This is a genomic window from Deinococcus sp. Arct2-2, assembly GCF_004801315.1.
Lineage (GTDB): Bacteria > Deinococcota > Deinococci > Deinococcales > Deinococcaceae > Deinococcus.
Genome location: NZ_SSNW01000059.1, coordinates 1 through 18,500, shown reverse-complemented (window position 1 = coordinate 18,500; position 18,500 = coordinate 1). Strand labels below are relative to the sequence as shown.

At 65.0% G+C, this 18,500-nt stretch carries 14 protein-coding genes; 8 read left to right on the top strand and 6 right to left on the bottom strand.

Features of this window, described 5'->3' with window-relative positions; genetic code table 11:
• The first annotated feature begins 348 nt into the window (after nt 1-348).
• On the top strand, nt 349-1,665 hold the full coding sequence (locus E7T06_RS19165) for an NPCBM/NEW2 domain-containing protein (protein ID WP_240741185.1): 1,317 nt from the start codon (nt 349-351) through the stop codon (nt 1,663-1,665).
• 38 nt (nt 1,666-1,703) lie between these two features.
• On the opposite strand, the gene E7T06_RS19160 is transcribed toward E7T06_RS19165, so the two are convergent.
• Nucleotides 1,704-2,399, bottom strand: a complete 696-nt coding sequence (locus E7T06_RS19160; RefSeq protein WP_168733663.1) for a response regulator transcription factor — start codon at nt 2,397-2,399, stop codon at nt 1,704-1,706.
• A complete protein-coding gene (locus tag E7T06_RS19155; RefSeq protein ID WP_136367366.1) occupies nt 2,396-3,580 on the bottom strand; it encodes an ATP-binding protein in 1,185 nt (394 codons plus the stop codon). The genes E7T06_RS19160 and E7T06_RS19155 overlap by 4 nt, the downstream gene beginning before the upstream one ends.
• A gap of 723 nt (nt 3,581-4,303) precedes the next feature.
• On the opposite strand from E7T06_RS19155, the gene E7T06_RS19150 reads away from it, so the two are divergent.
• The 4 genes from E7T06_RS19150 (at nt 4,304) to E7T06_RS19135 (ending at nt 8,397) form a co-directional block, all read left to right on the top strand.
• Nucleotides 4,304-5,482 (top strand): MFS transporter, encoded by a 1,179-nt coding sequence (locus E7T06_RS19150; protein WP_136367365.1) that lies wholly within the window; start codon nt 4,304-4,306, stop codon nt 5,480-5,482.
• A 63-nt stretch (nt 5,483-5,545) separates the two neighbouring features.
• Nucleotides 5,546-6,298, top strand: coding sequence for a class I SAM-dependent methyltransferase (locus tag E7T06_RS19145; RefSeq protein ID WP_136367364.1), 753 nt, complete (start codon nt 5,546-5,548; stop codon nt 6,296-6,298).
• 147 nt (nt 6,299-6,445) lie between these two features.
• Nucleotides 6,446-7,168, top strand: coding sequence for a M23 family metallopeptidase (locus E7T06_RS19140; protein WP_240741184.1), 723 nt, complete (start codon nt 6,446-6,448; stop codon nt 7,166-7,168).
• Nucleotides 7,165-8,397, top strand: coding sequence for a LysM peptidoglycan-binding domain-containing protein (locus tag E7T06_RS19135; protein WP_136367363.1), 1,233 nt, complete (start codon nt 7,165-7,167; stop codon nt 8,395-8,397). Before E7T06_RS19140 ends, E7T06_RS19135 begins: the two co-directional genes overlap by 4 nt.
• 245 nt (nt 8,398-8,642) lie before the next feature.
• On the opposite strand, the gene E7T06_RS19130 is transcribed toward E7T06_RS19135, so the two are convergent.
• On the bottom strand, nt 8,643-9,662 hold the full coding sequence (locus E7T06_RS19130; RefSeq protein WP_136367362.1) for a M23 family metallopeptidase: 1,020 nt from the start codon (nt 9,660-9,662) through the stop codon (nt 8,643-8,645).
• Nucleotides 9,663-9,775: 113 nt separating this feature from the next.
• Between E7T06_RS19130 and E7T06_RS19125 the strand changes: the two genes are divergently transcribed.
• Entirely contained in the window at nt 9,776-10,876 is a 1,101-nt protein-coding gene (locus tag E7T06_RS19125) for a M23 family metallopeptidase (RefSeq protein ID WP_136367361.1), read from the top strand.
• A 321-nt stretch (nt 10,877-11,197) separates the two neighbouring features.
• On the opposite strand, the gene E7T06_RS19120 is transcribed toward E7T06_RS19125, so the two are convergent.
• Both E7T06_RS19120 and E7T06_RS19115 read right to left on the bottom strand, forming a co-directional pair.
• A complete protein-coding gene (locus E7T06_RS19120) occupies nt 11,198-12,460 on the bottom strand; it encodes an AAA family ATPase (RefSeq protein ID WP_136367360.1) in 1,263 nt (420 codons plus the stop codon).
• A complete protein-coding gene (locus tag E7T06_RS19115; protein WP_136367359.1) occupies nt 12,457-13,098 on the bottom strand; it encodes an RNA ligase family protein in 642 nt (213 codons plus the stop codon). The genes E7T06_RS19120 and E7T06_RS19115 overlap by 4 nt, the downstream gene beginning before the upstream one ends.
• Before the next feature lie 118 nt (nt 13,099-13,216).
• Here E7T06_RS19115 and E7T06_RS19110 point away from each other — a divergent pair, with 118 nt between their 5' ends.
• The gene (locus tag E7T06_RS19110) at nt 13,217-13,876 is read left to right on the top strand and encodes a hypothetical protein (RefSeq protein WP_136367358.1); all 660 of its coding nucleotides are present in this window, start codon (nt 13,217-13,219) and stop codon (nt 13,874-13,876) included.
• A gap of 96 nt (nt 13,877-13,972) precedes the next feature.
• Entirely contained in the window at nt 13,973-17,284 is a 3,312-nt protein-coding gene (locus E7T06_RS19105) for a hypothetical protein (protein ID WP_136367357.1), read from the top strand.
• Between the two features lie 458 nt (nt 17,285-17,742).
• On the opposite strand, the gene E7T06_RS22155 is transcribed toward E7T06_RS19105, so the two are convergent.
• Nucleotides 17,743-18,246, bottom strand: a complete 504-nt coding sequence (locus E7T06_RS22155; RefSeq protein ID WP_276605591.1) for a DDE-type integrase/transposase/recombinase — start codon at nt 18,244-18,246, stop codon at nt 17,743-17,745.
• Between the last annotated feature and the right edge of the window lie 254 nt (nt 18,247-18,500).

Genomic DNA, 18,500 nt, shown 5'->3' with positions numbered 1-18,500 from the left:
CAGGGCCGAGGTGCCTGCTCAGGGGACAGGGCGCCCTGTGACCCTACCGCAGATGGAGGCGCAGCCCTATTCGACGGGCGTTTTGCCTTCTCTGTCATGAAGGGGGCCGGAACTGATTAGGTCAGGTGTCCTTATCCCGTAGCCCTGAGCCTGCCCGAATAACTCGGAGGATCAAGGCTACACATCATCTCGCCAGCTCACTTTTGAAAATGAGATGCAACAAGGCTCATATTGTCACCTGCTCCGGCTTCATGAATGACCTGTGAAGCAGGCTTGAGGTACTGGGTGGGTACTATTTTCACAGCCACCCTCACAACCCATCTCACGTTCTGTGGCGAGAGGCCCTCCATGATGCACCGCGCTGTCGCTCGTTCGCTGTGGTTCGGAAGTGCGCTGACTCTCGGGTTGACCGGGTGCAGCCAGCCTGCCTCCCCAGTCACCACCGATCCCTACGCCGGTGGGCGGAGCTTCCCCTGGGCGTACACCGCGCCCCCAACTCAGCTCCTCCCGCTGCGCCTCACTGCTGGGGAGAACAACTTGTATTACGAGCCGATTCTGGCGGCCCGGAACAGTTGGGGCCCTATCGAGATAGACCGCAGCAACGGCGAGCAGCAAGCAGGAGACGGAAACGCCATCACCCTCGACGGCACAACGTATAGCCGCGGCTTCGGGACGCATGCGGGCAGCGAACTGCGCTTCAGTCTGAAAGGCACGGACGCGACGTGTACCCGCTTTGTCAGTCAGATTGGCATCGACGATGAGGTCGGCACCAGAGGCAGCGTGGTGTTTCAGGTCTACTTGGACGGCCAAAACGCCTATGACAGCGGCGTCATGACTGGGGCCAGCGCGACCAAGACCATCGATCTCGATCTGACGGGCAAACAGGAACTGCGTCTGGTGGTCACCGATGCGGGCAACGGGATCAGCTTTGACCATGCCGACTGGGCCAAACCCCTGATCTCGTGTCAGGCCACCACACCCACCTTGACCCTCAACCAGTCGGCACTCTCGGTCTATCACCTGCACACGGCCAGCCTGAAAGCGGCGTTCGCCCACTACCCACCCGGCCTGGTCGATCTTCGCTTGGAGGCCGATCCGGGAGAGCCGCCGCCCGGTGGAACCCTCCTGCCTTACCCTGTGGTGCTCCAGACGACCGCCCTGACCCTCAGCGGGGCGGCGTCTGAAACCCGGGACGTGGTGATTGCCGCCCCCGAGAAGTTCGGCTTCAACAACTACTCGTCGGCCTTTCATCTGGTGGTCTCGCGCAATGGGCAAACCCTCAGCAGCGTCCCGGTGCAGCTCACCGAATTGCCGATCAAGTTCACGGCCTCCGTGGAGCCGGGATCGGTCAGTGGCCGTCAGGGAGAGGTCAAAACGCTTGTGCTGACGGTCACGGCAGATCCACCTCTTGACCGGGCATACCCGCTGTCGATCGGGTTTCAAGACAACTTTACCCAGTCTTACCCCCTTGAGTCGGTAGGGCCGGTCAGTGGAAACGGAGCGCGTATGCAGGCGGCACTGACGTTCCGCTTCGGGGGCAATAATCCGGTGGGGGGGTATCAACTGCGTGCGGGGGTCGCGGTCGGCACCATCACGACTGGCTACCGGGATCTCCTCTACGCGGGCGCGCCGAGCTTTGGCCTCGACTTCACGGTACGGCCTTGAAACGGCGAGGGGGGGTGAGCGTCTCGGGTGGCCCCTGATCACTCCCTGGGATCGTCCAGCACAGTGAGGTACGCGTCCCCAGCCTCACGGGCGTACAACAATGCCGCCGACACTCGGGCGTTGGTCTGTGGGTCATGGGTGCCGAGTTCGAGGGCCGCGTACAGGCCGCCCACCGCGTTGTCGATCCATTTGGGGCTGAGGCCCAAGTGACCGGCGATGGCGGCATTGGAATACCCCTGAGTGATCAGGCTCCACAGTTCCGTCTGACGGGCCGTGAGATGCCGAAAGCGGCCGCCACCCGGTTCGCCCTGTGCCAGTAGCGGATCGAGCACGACTTGCCCCCGGCGCACTCCCTCGATGGCCCGCAGGATGGTCTGCACGTCCCGCACCGACTTTTTGAGCAGGTAGGCCCAGCCGGTCAGGTCTGCGGCGATCAGTTCGCGTGCAAAGGCGAGGTGGGCGTGATTGGACAGCAGCACGATGCCCAGTGCGGGATGACGTGCCCGCAGTTGCCGCCCCAGCGTGACGCCGTCTTCCCCGCCGAGGTCGATGTCGAGCAACACGACGTCTGCCTGCGTCATTCCTTGGCCCGAGCGCGCCTCTCCGGCACTGCCGTAACTGCCGATCACCCGGACTTGCCCGGTGCGTTCCAGCGCGTGGCACAGCAGATCGCGGAACAGGGCTTCGTCCTCCACGAGGGCGACGTGGGCCAGACTCACCTGAAGGGGACTCACCTCGGCACCTCCGCCCAGACCCGGGTGGGGCCACCCCGGCGGCTCTCGATGCCCCAGCATCCTCCTGCACTCTCCACCCGCGCCCCCAGGCACAGCAGCCCCAAGCCTGGAGGCTGCGCTCCCACTTCAAACCCGCGCCCGTCGTCTGTGACTTCCAGCCTCAGCCTGCCCGGTTCCAACCCCAGCCACACCGTGGCGCAGCCTGCCGCCGCGTGCTTGAGAACGTTGCCCAGCGCTTCTTCGGTGGCGCGGAAGGCCACCAGTTTCAGGGGCAGCGGCAACGTGCGTTCTGCGGCGATGAGGGCGTCGTCGGCCACCAGCCGCACGTCCAGCACGCCGTGCAGCTGTGACGCCAAGATCTGCAACGCGGCCACCAGACCCATCCGTAGCGCTTCAGGGTGAAGCCGGTGACTGACCTGCCGCACGTCATGCTCGCGCAGGTGTTCCAACTCGGCCCGCACGGCTTCGATGCGGCGGCGCGCCTCCTCGCTCACGTCCGCGATCTCGCTCAGGCGGTACTCGGCCACCAGGAGCCGCGACTGCACTCGGGAATGCAGGAACTCGCTGATGTCGCGCCGGGTGCGCTCCTCGGCCTCGCTGACCAGACGGCGCGAGGCTTCTAGGGCGGCCGAAGCACGTCGCCCTTCTTCGAGCAGTTCGGCATTGTGAATAGAGAGTGCCACTTGCCGGGCGAACGCCTGCCCGGTGCGAATCCACTGCGGGCTGAAGTGCGGGGTGCGCTGATGGAATGACAAGCTGCCCAGCACCCGGTGCTCGACACACAGCGGAATGGCGATGACGTGCGCGGCTCCTGCAATGTGGCTGGCAATCCGGGCGATCAGCGGGGGCACCACCCCGTGCGTGAAGTCTTCGACCGACCCCATCACCGGCTCCGTTCCCTCGAAGGTGGCCCGCAGCAACGGATTGGCGTCGACAGAGCCGACCGTGTACAGGTCAAAGCGCGGGATCAGGCGTCGCCCGAGCCGCAGGGCGCGCTGATTGTTGCGGCCGTGCAGTCCGCCGATGAAGACCGGCTGCGTCGTGCGGGCGGCCGTATCGAAACGCGACAGCACGATAAACGGGAACCCCAGCGCGGCCTCGGCGTCTTCGACGATCTGTTGGGCAAAAGGTGACCAGTCCAGATGGCCCACCGAGGCTTGGTGGGGCAGCTTAACGGTCATCCTTGATCTTGGCACGCCCAAGCGAAGGGGGAGTAGGGGGGGAGCTCTGGCCGTGAAGCAGTGTGCACGGTCTTGTGAACTTCATGAAGGGCCTGTTTCCCCCTAAGGGGTTAACCCCCTACCGACGATCTGATGGATAACCCACACTGACCTCATCCGACAACGTGCATCTGGGCCACCATCCAGAGGAGACGCTTGGGGAGTTCAAAGCGCGGGAAGCCACCACAGCGTCCGGTCAGACGCCGCGCCTTGAAAAGCCAGTCGGTTCGCTCCTGCAGCAAGGCAGCCCCACTGGACGCATCACCCGCCCGAGCAGTTGGGTTCAGCCCGCCTTTCCCTCGTTCTCTCCTGCCTCATCTCGTCTCAAGCCGGGTGCTGATTGACCCGGCTCCAGGAGCACTATGCGAAAAATCTATTCCTCGTCTGCTGCCGCCCTGATCAGAGTCTGGGTATAGGGAACCGCTCGTTCGTGGCGTCCGAGATGAGTGCCATGAGAAATGAAGACATTCGAGGCAGCCTCCGCGCCTTGTCTGGTTCGAGGACGGGAGGCCAGGTCACAGCTTCTTCTTCGGCGCTCCAGAGGCGTCCCGCGCAAGACTTCCTCTCCCGCATCGTGCTCGACGCCGGTCTGGAGCTTCCGCAACCCCTGTGTTGTTCGTCTTGACGTTTCCGCACCAGTGGAGGCAGTGGGCCTCCGAAGCAGCTCAACTCAGGGAGCACGGCATGACACACCTCACCTCTTTTTCCATTGCCTCTTCTGAGCTGATCCCCCGGATTTGGGGCCTGTTTTTCCTCAACGGCCTCCTGTTTTCCTCGTGGGCGGTACAGATCCCAGCCGTTCAGGAGCGTTTTTCTCTTGGCCCATTGCACCTTTCTGGGCTGTTGTTCACCCTGGTCGTGGGCAATGTGGCGGCGCTCGCACCCGTGGGCTGGTTGATGCAGCGCTGGGGCGTCCGGGCTACGTTGCTGCTGAGTGTCGTTGCTATGGCGCTGGGATTGATCGGGTTGCCCCTGAGTCCGAGTTTGCCGCTGGTGGTGCTGAGCCTGCTGGTGTACGGTCTGGGGTTTGGGGGCGCCGACTTGGTGCTCAATGCCACCGGCACTTGGCTGGAAGACCAAGTGCATCATCCCATCATGTCTGGGTTTCACGCCGCGTTTTCTATGGGGGCCTTGGCCGGTGGACTGCTGGGGGGCTTGCTCCTCACGCGGGGCGTCTCGCTGCTTCATCACTTGGGCGGCGTCAGCTTGCTGGTGGGGCTGGCCGGGAGCGTTTTGGCCCTTCAGTTCCCGAGGCGCGTCCTGACCCAGCCCACCCTAAGCGGCAGGGAGCGGCCCAGTGTCTTGCTGGGTCTGCTGCTCTTGGTGGGCTTCAGTGCTGCCCTCTGTGAAGGCGCGGTCAATGATTGGGCCGCCGTGTACGTCAGGGGGGTGCTGAACGCTCCCGCCTCGTCTGCCAGTCTGGGCTTCACCAGTTTCGCGTTGATGATGGTGGTGGGCCGGGTGTGCGGGAACCGGCTGTGTGCCGTGCTGGGGCGGGGCCGCTTGGCAACGGGGGCGGCTCTTTTGGCCACCGCCGGGTTTGTGGGCGTGCAGTGGGCAGGAACCGTTCCCAGCCTGGTCTTGCTGGGCTTCGCGCTGGTGGGCTTGGGATTGTCTGTGCTGGCCCCACTGGGGTTCAGCGCCGCTTGGCAACTCGGCCAGGCCCGGGGCGTCGCGCTGATGACGGCGGTCTTTTACGGCGGCTTTCTGGCCGGGCCTCCCTTGGTGGGCGTCGTGGTTCACGCCTCGACGCTGAAGGCCGCGTTTGCTCTGCCTCTCCTCCTGGCCCTGGTGTGTGCGGCGTTGAGTGCTGGCCTGAAAGTGTTTGCCGAACCAGATCCGGACGTGCCGTTGCCCGCTTAATCCGGGATCGTTTCTTGCACCGCCTCCCTCCATCACCCTCAGTCCTCCAAGGAGCGTTTCCCTGTGCCAAGCCCAATTCTGACCCTTCCGGAAGCGAGATACGATGAATTCACCCAGTGGTACGTCGATCTGGTCGATGAGATGCTGGCTGACCCCAGTGGCCCTTGGCAAGCCATGCTGGGCGTGTTCGAGCAGCGTCGTCAGAACCGCGTGGCGAATCTGGTGGTTTTGGATGTGGCCTGCGGGGAAGGGCACCTCAGCCGCTTCGTCTCGCAGTATCAGCCCAAGCAGGTCATCGGCATCGACATTTCCCGCAACCTGCTGGCCCAGGCGCGCCGCCGAACCCAGCTCCCCTCCCTCGAATACCGCCTGGATGACGCCCAGACTCTCGGGACACTTGCCGACGCGTCTGTGGACGTCGTGGTCTCTTCGCTGGCCTTGATGGACATTCCCCATCACGGTCAGTTGTTCGCGGCCATGCGCCGGGTGCTGAAGCCCGGTGGGGTGCTGGTTTTCTCCTGCCTGCACCCTTGTTTCGAGGCCCCCTTCCACGAGTTGACGGGGCCGCAGTTTCTGAACGACGGCGAAGAGAGGGTCGGCTATATCATCCGCAACTACCATCAAGTGGGCGCTTGGCAGTCCGGCAACGCAGGCCTGCGGGGCCATTTCGGCGCGCACCACCGGACACTGGCTTCCATCGTCAATCCCTTGACGGGCACCGGCTTTCAGGTGACCCACTTGGCTGAGCCTGTGGCGTCTGGGCCGGGGTTGTTTGGAGGCGTGCCCAGGCTGATGGTCATTGAAGCCCAAGGGTGAAGCGCTGTCTAGCCGGTGGTACTGTGCCGCATGCAGGGTTCTTGTCGGTGGGCGTCGTCAGGTGATGCGGTGTAGATTGACCGTATCTATGCCCTCACCACGGCCACAGGTGCGGCTGTGAGCGGCTCCGCGAATTCAAGGGTCTCCTTGCTTTGCCTGCTCCTCTGGCCGCTGTACACGGGGACCGCTTCCGCGCATGTGGGCAAGTCGGCGGCACTCTCCAGTCTGCCCGCACCTGCTGGCCAGTACGGGCTGCCCTTCGCGGCATCTCCGGGGCCAGACACTTGGTTGATGGGGCAGTTCTACGGCAATACCACCTTCGCCTACGAACAGCGGCGCAGTCTGTACGGCAATGGGCAGGGCATGCACTTCGGGCTGGATTTCAGTGCCCCTTGCGGCACCCCAGTCGTGGCAATCACTGACGGCGTCGTCTCAGAGGTGGATGGCCCGCATGGTTCCGGGCCGCACAACTTGGTCATCACTCATCCGGACGGCCTCTCCAGCCTCTACGGGCACCTGCTCAACAAGGCCGCTGTCAAGGTGGGGCAGCGGGTTCGGCGCGGCGAGGTGGTGGCCCTCTCGGGCGACTCCCAAGAGACGTGTGTGTCCGAGCCGCACCTGCACCTGGAGATCCGCGATCATTCGCATCAACTGCTGCTGAACCCTGTGGGCTACTTGCAGGCCGACTGGGCCTCACTGGGCTTGGCGGATCCGGACATGGACAGCGCGGGTTTCCAGCAAGACCTGCGGCAACCCGGCGTCTGGCAGTTTCCCGAAGATCAGCCGGGCGTCCGGCTGCACGGCCCGCTCCTGAACAACTTTGCTCAGCCTTGGCCGCCCCCTACGCCCAGCACGCCGGTGAGAAAATGAGGCGCAGAAGCCTGTGGGCGGGCGCCGTGTGGGCGGCCTTCTGGACGGCTTCGGCTTCGGCAGCACCCTACACCGTCAAGCCGGGTGACACTTTATACAGCTTGGCGCGCTCGGTGGGCCTCACGGTGGCGCAGCTGCAAACGCTCAACAGCCTGACTGGCCCGGGGCTGAAGGTGGGTCAGGTGCTGGAGGTGCCCACCGTCGGGGGGCCACTTGCTTCGCCGTCGCCCTTATCGATACCGCCCGTACCGGTATCACCTTCCCCAGACGCGCTGAATCTGGAACCTGTCGCCGGACGGGTCTCCCGCGCTGGTTGCTGCGCCCACCCGGTCTGGACGGCAGACAGCACCCACCTGCTGTTCCTCGATCGCCCCGCAGGACGCGAGGTGGGCATGTACAGCGTGCCTGCCGATGGCACAGGACTCAGTGGTCTGTGGCGTCTTCCACCGACGCTGCTCTCCGAGGGTAGCCTGTACGGGTTGCAGCCCGCTGGCCCGGCAACGGCTCTGGCCTTGCACTTCGGCGCGTCCTCGGCGGGAGTGGTGGTCACGGTGCCGACCAGTGGACGGGACGCCGTCTGGTCGCCAGAGGGCCGGTTGGCTTGGCCCACTTACGGCGCTGCCGACCGGAGCGACTGGACGCCCTTGACGGTTTTGACCGCCGATCCCTTCGGAAGTGAGGCCAAAGCGCCGTCCCGCCCATTGGTGACGGTGTATGGGGGACGGCTGGTGGGCTGGCTGAACGAGGACACGCTGCTGTTGACCGGGCGACTGGCCCGAAACGATGCCCGGCGCTCGGTTCTGACCGTAGACCGGGCCACGGGCCGCACCCGCGTGCTGGCGCAGGGCCAACTGCTGAGTGGGGTGCGGCCCAGTCCGGACGGCACCCAAGTGCTGTTCCGGGTGACGCTCGACGCGGCGGGGCGGGGCGGCCTGTTCGTCGTGCCCACAGCGGGCGGCGCGGTTTGGCCCGTGCCCACCTTCGGGTCCGGGCGTTGGCAGGACAATGCCCGGCTGCTGCTCGTGCCCTACGAGCCGGGCCAGGCTTCCCACCGTCTGTTGCGTATAGATGTGACCACGGGTCAGACGGAAGACCTGCTGTCCTTCTCCGACAAGATCGCGGGCGACGACTGGCAAGTGGCTCCAGACGGAACGCGCCTCGTGTATCTCAGTGCCGGAGACCGGGCGCTGCATGTCCTGACCCTGCCGGATGAGGGGATGCTTCCCTGACCGCAGGCTGAACCCGCAAGGGAAATGCCGATGAACCAGCCGCTGTCTGGACGTGGCCGAAGAGCCAAGGAGGGGGCGCGGCTGAAGGGATCAGAGGCGCTACAGTCCCCCGTGTTCAATGTCTTTATTACTGTGCTTCCGGGGCTCACTCTCCCCTAGCAAGCCTGCCACCCATTGCCACGCCGATCCTGCTCAAGCCTCATCACCGCGGCCACAAGCCGTTGCGGCGAGGGGTGTTCCTCCACCTACTGCGGCCAAATCCGGTTCATCCACTGCGCGGGCCGGGTGGCCTCGCCCCGTACCCGCAGCTCCAAGTGCAAATGCGGGGCGTTGCTGACCCCTTCAGAACCGACTTCTCCGAGCTGCTGCCCCCGCTCCACGGTTTGGCCCACGCGCACCAGCACGCGGCGCTGATGGAAATACAGGCTGGTGATCCCTAGGCCGTGATCGATCACCACCAGACCGCCGCGAACGGGATACTTGCCAGCGACGACGACGACGCCTGCATTGACGGCCCGGACGGGAGTTCCGGGTTTGGCAAGGTAATCTTCGCCATAGTGGTAGACGACGGGACTTCCAGCGGTGTAGGTGCGGGGTTGACCAAATGCACTCGCCGTCAGCCGGGTCGAGAGCGCGACTTGGAACGGTTGGCTCCACTGCTGGGCCGTCCGGAGGGCGTAGGCCCGTTCAACCGCCTCTTCCTCCGCCTTGCGGGCCGGATCCTGCATTCTGCTGCTGATGCTGGAGGGCAGATTCAAATGCTGCGTGGCTTGTCTCTGATCGGTGACTGGAATCGAACCCCGCATCACGTCCTCTCCGACGCGAATCTCGTACACGACGGGCGTGGTCTTCCCCAAAACCACCCGTCCGAACACCAGCGTCCCTCCAGCGGAGACTACCGGCTTCAGCACCTCGTTCGGGAGGCGAACGTCTTCACCCACCTCGCTTGGAAACCGCACCGTCGCCTCCTGCGCCCGCGTTCCCGAGAGGCGCAACACGAACGCGTCGCCCATGCGGACCTGAGCGGGAGCCGTGACCGTGACGCCCGCGATCTGCTGCACCGCGGGAGCAGCGACCGTGGAAGACAGTTGCAGGAGTTGGCCCACCCGCACAGAGGGACTCTGGAGGCGGTTGAGTGCCGTCAATGCGGATACGGTGGTGCCCTGGGCAGTGGCGATGGAATAGAGGGTGTCACCGGGCTTCACGGTGTACGTGCTTGGGCCGAAGGACAGCAACACGGCGAGCAGAGCCGCAGGAAGATTCATGGCCGCACTATGCCGGATGCAGGGGCAGGAATCACTGAGAACGCACTTCCCAGGAGAGTCCAACCGTTCCGTACCGTTTTCAAGCAAAATCTAGGGATCATGACAGGAACCCTATGATTCAGGCCTCTACGCCTTCCGCACGGACCACTGCGCGGATAGGCCGCACTCCCTTCATCCGGCTTCAACAGGCCAGTCTCGTCATTCTCGCCCTGCTGACCAGTGGGGCCGGCGCCTATACGGTCAAGGCGGGCGATACCCTGTACAGTCTCGCCCGGTCTCAGGGAATCACCGTGGCGGAATTGATGCGGCTCAACGGCCTGAGCAGTACGGTGCTCGAAGTCGGACAAGCCCTGAAGTTGCCCGGAGAAGGGCCGGTTCAGCCCCCGGTTGCGGCCCAGACGGAGCAATTGGTGGGTCTCACGGTCGCGTCGCCGGCCACACTGCGGATGGGGGATGCGTTCGTCCTGCGGCTGGGTGGGCCACGTGCGGCGCAGGCAACGGTGCGCTTTCTGAGTGAAGTCGGCGAAAAGGTTCAGCTTCCCGGCGAGGCGCTGCAGCCAGTCGCGTTCGGAAACGAGTTTCTGGTGCTGGGCCGAGCCGTGTTGGGAAAAATCACGCCGCTCGTCTATGAGGTTCGAGTAGGGGCAGAACGGCTTCAGCGAACGGTCGAGATCACTCCACGTTCACAGCCCCTTCAACGCCTGAATCTTCCCGCCGCTCTCAGCAGCAAGTTGGAACCGGCTGCCCGCCAAGCGGAGGACGCCGTGGTGGAGCAGACCTATCTTCGGCGCACGCCTCAGGCTTGGTCGAAGCCCTTTCAGGCCGCGCTGAATGTGCGGGCGCAGAGTACCGCCTTCGGCCAACCGCGAATCTATGTCGCGGGCGGCCCCGTTCAGTACCATTACGGAATCGATTACCCGGCCCCCGCAGGGACTGCCGTGACGGCGGTGAATGACGGGACGGTGGTGTTGGCTCAACTGTTCCCCGTGCGCGGCGGTTTGGTGGTCATCGATCACGGGGCGGGGGTGTCCAGCCTGTATTTTCATCAGCGCAAGATGTTGGTTGGGGTGGGCGAGCGCGTTCAGCGCGGACAAAAAATCGGTGAAGTGGGCAGCACCGGCCTGAGCACCGGCCCGCATCTTCATCTGGAACTCCGGGTGAGGGGCACCGCCACCGATCCCGCGAGCTGGATAAACCGCCTGTGGCCGCAGTGAGCCTGATCGCCTTGAACACCCGTCACCTCAGGAGGTCGAAGTTCATCTAGAGATGAACCGAGCGAAGCGAGTATCGAAGAAAGTACGTTGCACTGGGAATGGAGCGGTTTATGAAGATGACCCGGTCATGATCAACTTTTCAAGTGCTCACGCTCCCGAATAGGGACTGCTGAGCTGATCAGTACAGAGCGCCATAGGAACAAAGAGATGTGCTCGCCGTTCCGCCTGACACATCCTAGCCGGGGGCATGCCTTCCTCCCTCCTTCAGATCGTCCAAGTTGTGGGGCCACGTCATGGGGTCGAGGCCGCAACGGCTTACCTCTATTCTCCTCCGTCCGCCCATCCCGCACGCCCCGTCTCTTTGTGAAACTCGTCCAGCCAGAGGGTGCGGTGGGCTTCGGGCAGATACGGAAACTCGGCGTTTTCGATCTGCTGGGCCAGCACCGAGGCGGGCACCGTATGTTGGCGGGCCGGATTGCGCCCGAACACGGTACTGACAGGCGGCTGAAAGACCACCAGCGTGGTCAGTGCGCCGTAATCGAGGCCCAACCCCAGCGGCACACGCCTGAAATCGCGGCGGGTGTTGGTGGCGTCCCACACCACTTTCCCCTTCCGGCGCAGTTCCACCCGCAGCCGCTCTTTGGCCGCTTGCAGCACCTGCCCGTTCAGCGATTGATCGGCCCGCTTGCCCGCCAGTTCGTCGCGGATGGCGTCCAGTGAAACTACCTGATGATCCGGCAACCGCTCGGCAATCCAACTGCTCTTCCCCGAACCACTGGGGCCGCAGGTCACGACCAGTTGCGGAAATCCGGCGCGGGCGGCATAGGAGCGCGACACCGCTTCCTGCGGCACCTGAATGAGACCTGCTTCGTGATCGAGGATGCCGCCTTGCACCGTCAAGTCGAGGAAGTCAGGAGAAAATCCAGCCAGCGTGCTGCTGATCTCCGCTTGCCATTCGCCGTAAGGCTCGGTGTCCCACACGCCGTAGTCCTGCGCTTGCAGCCGGAAATACTCCAGATCGTCGAGCCGCGCGGCCTGATCTGCCGTGACGCGCCCACGGGTGTCGGCCACCTCCAGCAGAGACAGCAGCGGCAAATTGACCTGACGGGCCAGGCGGCGATAAGCGGCCAGCGTGCCGGTTTGAAGCGTGCGGGTCAGGTCATGATGGTGGCCCACCAACGCCAGGACGCCGTGCAGCACGGCGGCAGGCAACTCCAGCTCCGGCAACCGGTAAGCCAAATACGAGCGGCCCCGGTCGGCGTGGCGTGGTGAGATCACGCGCTCGTGTCCGGCTGCATCGGGGGCGCGGCGGGTGGTCAGTCCTTTGCCGATGTCGTGCAGGGCGGCGGCGAGGATCAAGATTTGGCGCCGGTCGTCTGCGAGTCCCTCCTGCTCAGCCAAGCTGTACGCTTCGTTCAGCACCAATCCGGTATGGGTTGCCACATCCCCCTCGGCATGCCACTCCGGGTCCTGCTCGGTGGCAGGCAAGCTGTCCAGCAGCGGCAACACGTGGCCTAGATGCTGTTGGAAGGCCGGGAAATCCGGGGTTCCACTGCCCCTCAAGCTGTTCAGGAAAGCGTTCATGGCTCGCGCTCCACCTGTCTGAGGCCGTTGGGCGTCACGGCCCCATGCATCCAGTGGGTGTCTGTCTGCACGTGCCCCCGGCGGACATATTTGGCGACGTGTTCTTGAAACTGGGCGTAGGCGAAGCCCTGCACGGTTCGCACCACATAGCCTTCGGTCTGATCCGGATCAATATCGAGGGCGCGTATTTGGCCCTCGTTCCATAACCCCCGCGCCAGCTGCCGGGGCGTCGGCACACCTAGCGCCTTCGCCCACACCAAAGTCTCATCCCAATTCAAACAGGTATTGCTCTCATCCCACACACTGAACAGGTAGAAGTAGCTTTCCAGATGATCGTAGGCCAGCGAATGCCGGGCAAACAGGTTCTCGCCGCACACGCGCCAGCCTTCCGGAATCAGGTAACCGACGCGCCCTTGCAATCCCTTGACCCAGTCGCGCGACGGGTGGGGCCGGGAATCCAGCGAGCGGGCGTGCAGCCCCATGCGGTACAACGTTGTGTTTTCGCCGTCCAGCTTTTCGGTCACCACCACCTCCTGCCCCGCGAACCTCTGGGCATGAGTCCAGACCGCGTCGTCTTGCCCCGCCCCCGGAGACCAGGGCAGGTGGGGCGTGCGGGGGTATTTTCGGCGGTCGGTCATGGCGAATCTTGCCGCAGATTAGCGGGTTTTTTAGCGTGAGGGCAGCGCCGCATGGCGCACCTTGGCTGAGCCAGATCACCTATTGGGGAGGGGGGCAGCGCCCGCTAAGCTCGGTGCGATGACGGCGCAGCGGCCCACCCTGGAAACCCTCTTGTTGGAAGCCAGAGCGCGGCTGCTGGGCCGGGCGGTGCTGCCGGAGGTGTTCGCCGGGCGCGGGTTCACGCCGGACGCTCTGCGGCAATTGGAACTGGGGCTGGACAAAGACGAGAACGCCGTAATCGCTCTGCGGAACCCGGCAGGCCAGTTGGTTGGCCTGAAACTCCGCCTGCTGCGCCCAGACCGCCACAAGTACCGGGAGATTCCAGAGGACAACGGCAATCCACCGTGGTTCGCGCCGGGATCGGACCAGGTGTCGGCGGCCACGTACCGGGGCGTGCTGTGTGTGGAGGGCGAATTCAACGCCATGCTGACCCATCTGGCGCTGTCTGGAACGGATGCACGGCATGAGCGCTGGGCCGTCGTCGGCCTCGGCAGCACCTTCGGCCCGGTGCCGTGGGCGTGGCTGGCGTTCCTGGGGCTGCCAGTGGTATTCGCGCTCGATCCGGGGCGCCTGGCCAACAAGCAGTTTTTGCTGTGGCAGGCGCAGGCTGAAGCATTGGGCCTGAACATTCAGCGTGCCGCACCGCTCCTAGGCGACTGGGACGCAGGCGAGTATGCCGAGGCGTGCGGTGTGGAAGCGTTGCGGGCACGCACGCTTCAACTTCTGCCCGCTTTCTAAGCCCTCTGCATTGCCCCTCCTTGCAGCCGCCGTGCCAAGCTGAGCGGCGATTTCATCCCACCCTTTCCTCTTGCACCCCTCCACAGGAGCCACACCATGACCGCTGCTGCCCCACTGCTCGCTGAATTCGAAGCTTTGACCCACCGCGCCCGCATGGGACGCATGGTGGAACTGGGTCGCCTGCCGGAATCGCAGCGCGAACCCGTCCTGGAGGGTCTCCGCAGCGGGAGCGTGTACGAACGCCGTCTGGCGCTGTGGGCCTGTCATGGAAGCCGGGACGCCGAGCAGGCCTACCGGGCGGCCCTCGATCCATCCGGGCACGTGGCTGGCCCGGCGCTCCGTCTGGTGGCGCTGCTGTGCAGTGAAAAACAGTTTTTCGGCCTGCTGGACGCCCTGCCCACATCCCGGCATGTCGCGCTGGTCAGGCGCTGGAAGATGGCGGGCCGCCCCGCAACTCCTGTAGACGCTTGGATAGAGCAGTTGCTGTCTGCGGGCCGCCGGAGCGAAGTCTGGGCGCTCCTGCCCTATGCTGGCCCCGAACTGGCCCGAACACTGCTGTTGGCCGCGCTGGATGAGGGCAACGGACGGGATTGGCAACGTCTGGCCCGCCGTTTTCCCCGGCTGGTGGGGGAAGAAGTGCTGCGGCGGGCCAACGCGGCCACTGAACTTGATTCCCGTCTCATCTCGCAGGCTACGGCAGTCCGCGCAGAGTTGATGGAGCAGGAACGCGGCCTCGCGCTGGCGTTGACTCAGGAACTCGGGCGCACGGCTCCGCTGAGCCAGCTCAATCTATGGTCACTGGTGCGCCCCGCGCCTGAGCAAGTGGCGTCCCTGCTGCTGGGTTCACCTGATCCGGTCTACCTCGACCTCACTCCCGCGCTGCGCCGCCTGTCCAACGAGCAGATTGAGCGCCTGTTGCTTCAGCGCCGCTCCAATTTTCCGGGGGCAGAAGGGGCGTTTGGCCGCCTGCGTCCTCAGCGCCGACATGCGTTGGCTCCAGCTTTTCTGGCCGCGTTCACCTCGCCGCAGGGCGTCGTTCCGCTGGAATTGGCCACCCGCCTGCCCTCCGATTTGCGTGAATCAGAGGCACGGCGTCACCTGGCCCTGCCCGCCCTGCAGACTCGGCCCCTCCAACGCCTCCCCTACGCTGGCCTACTGCCGTGGGACGAAGCCCACGCCGCTGTGGACAACGCGCTGCGGCATCCCGACGCCGAGTTGCGCGGTCAGGCCATCGCCAGCCTGCTGTCTGCACTGCGCTACGAGCGGGGGCGGCAGGCGGAGGCCCTGCAACTGGTCACGGCCCGGCGCAACGAGCAAGACCCGGTACGTGGCCGGATGCTGTGGGCGCTGGCCGATCTGCCGCCCGGACTGTGGCAGGCGGGCAGCTTGGCCGCGCTGGGACAGGTCATTCAGGACGCCCTCAACGCCGCTGACCTCTCCTTTTCCACGGCGCAGTCGGCAGAGCGGCTCCTGGTGGGGTTGCTGCCGTTCCAGCCGGGTTGGGGCGCAGCGTGGCTGGGCCAGCTGGTGCAGGCGCGGGGTCAGGTCAATTTCGGCTCCCTGGAACGGCGGCTCACGCCGGGTAGCGCGGCGGTGCTGATCGCGGCTCTCTTGCCTGTACTACGCGGCTGGGAAACGCGCGAACGGGAAGGCCAACTGCTGGGGGCCATTCGCAGTTTCGGGCGGTACGTGGGCCAGTCGCCGGACTTGCAAGACATTCTTGAACGCTTGGTTCAGCAGTCGGCAGAGACGTGGACTTCGGTGGGCGCACTGGGCGTGTTGGCCGAACACAGCCGCGAACGCTTTGCCCTGCTGGTGCAGCACCTCTTGGCCCGCGACGCCAGTTGGGGCACGCAGCCGCTGGTCTACGGGCATGTCCACCGCCACCGCCAGGATTTGCTGATGCCCTTGTTGGGGCGGCAAGCCTCCCGGGGGCGCTTCAGCACCGGAAAAACGCGCTTCGTGCTGCCGCTGTCGGCGGGTTCTTACCGCTGGACAGTCACGCAGCAGCAGTTGTTTGCCCAGACCCTGACCGAAGTGTCTCAGGACACAGGCCGCGATTTTCCCGGCGTGATCCGGGCCCTGCACCAACTGGCCGCGCTGCCGTCTCCGGTGCGCCCCCCGGCCCGCGCCTCGCTGCTGTCCCGCCTGACCGGTTTGCCCCGTCCCGCCGAAGACCTGCCGCTGCGCCGCCTGACCGAACTGGCTACCCTTGAGAACTCTGTACTGGCCCTGCGGGATACCGCCGTGCGGATGCTGGGCCGCTTAGACGCGGCACGCGGATTGCCTGCACTGCTGGACATGTTGGAGGATGACCGCGCCCGCATCGCCATCTACACCCTGCGCCGCCCGCTGCTGGATGTGCCGCCCACCGAAGCCCTGAAGCTGCTGGGGCAGGTGCCGCGTGAGCGGGTCACGGTGGTCAAGGAAGTGCTGCGCCTGATCGGAGACTTGCCCGGCGAGGCCGCCTACCAAGCCTTGTTGAATTTTGGCCGTGACGATCTGCACCGGGACGCACGGGTGGCGCTGCTGCGGGGCCTGTGGAACCACCTCAACCGCCCGGAAACGTGGCCGCTGCTGCTCTCGGCGGCCCAGTCCGGCGACGCGGGCCTGTCGAGCGGCCTGGTGCGGCTGCCCGCGCAACAGGTCACCGCCGCCTACAGGCCGCAGTATCTGGCCCTGTTGTCGGCGCTGCTCGTTCATGCTGACCCCGTGGTGCGGCTCGAAACCTTGCGCTTTCACGCCGCCGTGACCGACCCCGAACGCCAGATTTTAGGCGTGTTGCTGGGCGCGATGGCCTCACCGCACGCGGAGGAAGCGCAGGCGGCGGCCCGCGTGGTCTTCGCCTCCTACTCGGGCCGGGACGCGCCCGCGCTGGCCGCCGCGTTTTCAGCCCTGCTGCCCCAGCGCCGCGCCCTGGTGCAGGCCACCGTTGCGTTGCAAGGGGCCGCCAGCGCCGCCCCGCACAAGGCCGCGTCCATCGTGAGAGCCGTACTGGACGCTTTGGCTGCCGATCCCCTCACGCTCCACCTGCAAGTGCGGCTGGCCGTCGCCACGCTGGGTTGGCCCGACCTGGCCGCACGCCTGCTCCGCTGGGCTGAGGCGGATCAGCTTCACCCGGAAGTTCTGATGGACGCCGTGAATGCTGTGCTGGGCGCAGGGGCACGCACTGATCTTTCACAGATTCACGTGTTGGAAGAACTCTTGGCAGGTGGCCCCCCCGAAACCCGCCGCATTGCCCTGGCCGCGCTGACCGTGGCGGCGCAGGCTCCGGGCGCGTGGACGCCACAGCGGCTGGAGCGGTTGCGGACTTACCGGGCCGACGCAGCGGTGTTGGTGGCGAGCGCTGCCCAGTTCACCCTGCCCGCGGCGGAAGTGCAAGGGGGCGCAGCGGAGGCGCAGGGCTGATTCAGGGTCGGGATCAACCGTGCTGCTGCTGCGCGGAGCCCCACGCTATCCTGGACTCCTTCTCCTGGCGCCTCTGCTCCGACCCGTGCGGCAGATATCGTGTCTGCGCCGGTCTGGGTGATGCGCCTGCGCCCTTAGATCCTCCGAGTTGCTCGCCGCTGACCATCACAGAACGCAGCTGGGTCAGGAGGAGCGGAGACCGAGCGCGACCTCACTGTTCAAACTCGCTCAGCTCTTAGAGCAAGGGGCCGTGACCGCGGGTTGAACAGGCGAGTCATCAGCGAAACGTTGCCCTTTTGGGCCATCGCTCGGCCGCCTGGCCCCTGGGCTCGGACGCTTCACCGACCGGTCGGGGGGTTAAGAGAAGTTGGCTTTGCGACAGAATCAGACTTCCTGCTGACCGTGTCCTCCCAGAACTGGAGTGAACCCAAAGTCCCGGGCCAGCAGGCAAGTCGCGTCTAGGCGCCATGATACTGGGTGGCGAACTCAGCTGGTGGAACAGAGCCCAGACTCGAGTGCAGCCGTTCCTCGTTGTGCAGCTGACCGATGAAGGCGGTGCTGTGGCGCTGTACGTCGTCGAAGTCGCGATCGTCCTGTAGATCGGCTTCCTCCGTTTTCAGGGTGGTGTAAAAACTGGCCATCCGGGCGTTGTCGTAGGGATTGCCCTCTCTGGACATGTTGGGCATCAGACCGGCCTCCCGAAGCCGATCCACGTAGACACGACTCCCGTATTGAGACTCCTGGTCAGAATGGTGCAGGAGACCTGGAGCTGGACAACACGCCTGGGGGGCGTTGTTGAGCGCTCTCAACGCCAGCGCTGCGTCAATGCATTTGGACACGGCCCAGCCCACGATTTCTCGGGTGAAGCTATCGAGGGCGTAGGCCAGGTAAACGCAGCCCTGTGTGACCCGAATGTCGGTCAGATCGACTCGCCAGACTTGGCTGGGGTAGGTCGGGGAGATAATGCAAGTGAGGCAAGCCTCAGCAAGATCTACATGAAAAAGGCAAGGGCCTCAGCGCTTGCTTTTCCTGATCCCTCCGCCTCTCCTGAATGGGGCTCTCGCCGACTTGGAGGGCGGCCCTCCTTTGGCCGAGCTGCTCCTGTAATTCAGCCCGCTTGTGGAGGATCAGAGCGCCTGATCGTGGACGCATTACCGGTTCAAACGTGAGTTCGGGTTAAGCCACGAGCTTCAAGGGGCCTGCTTGCGGGATCAGC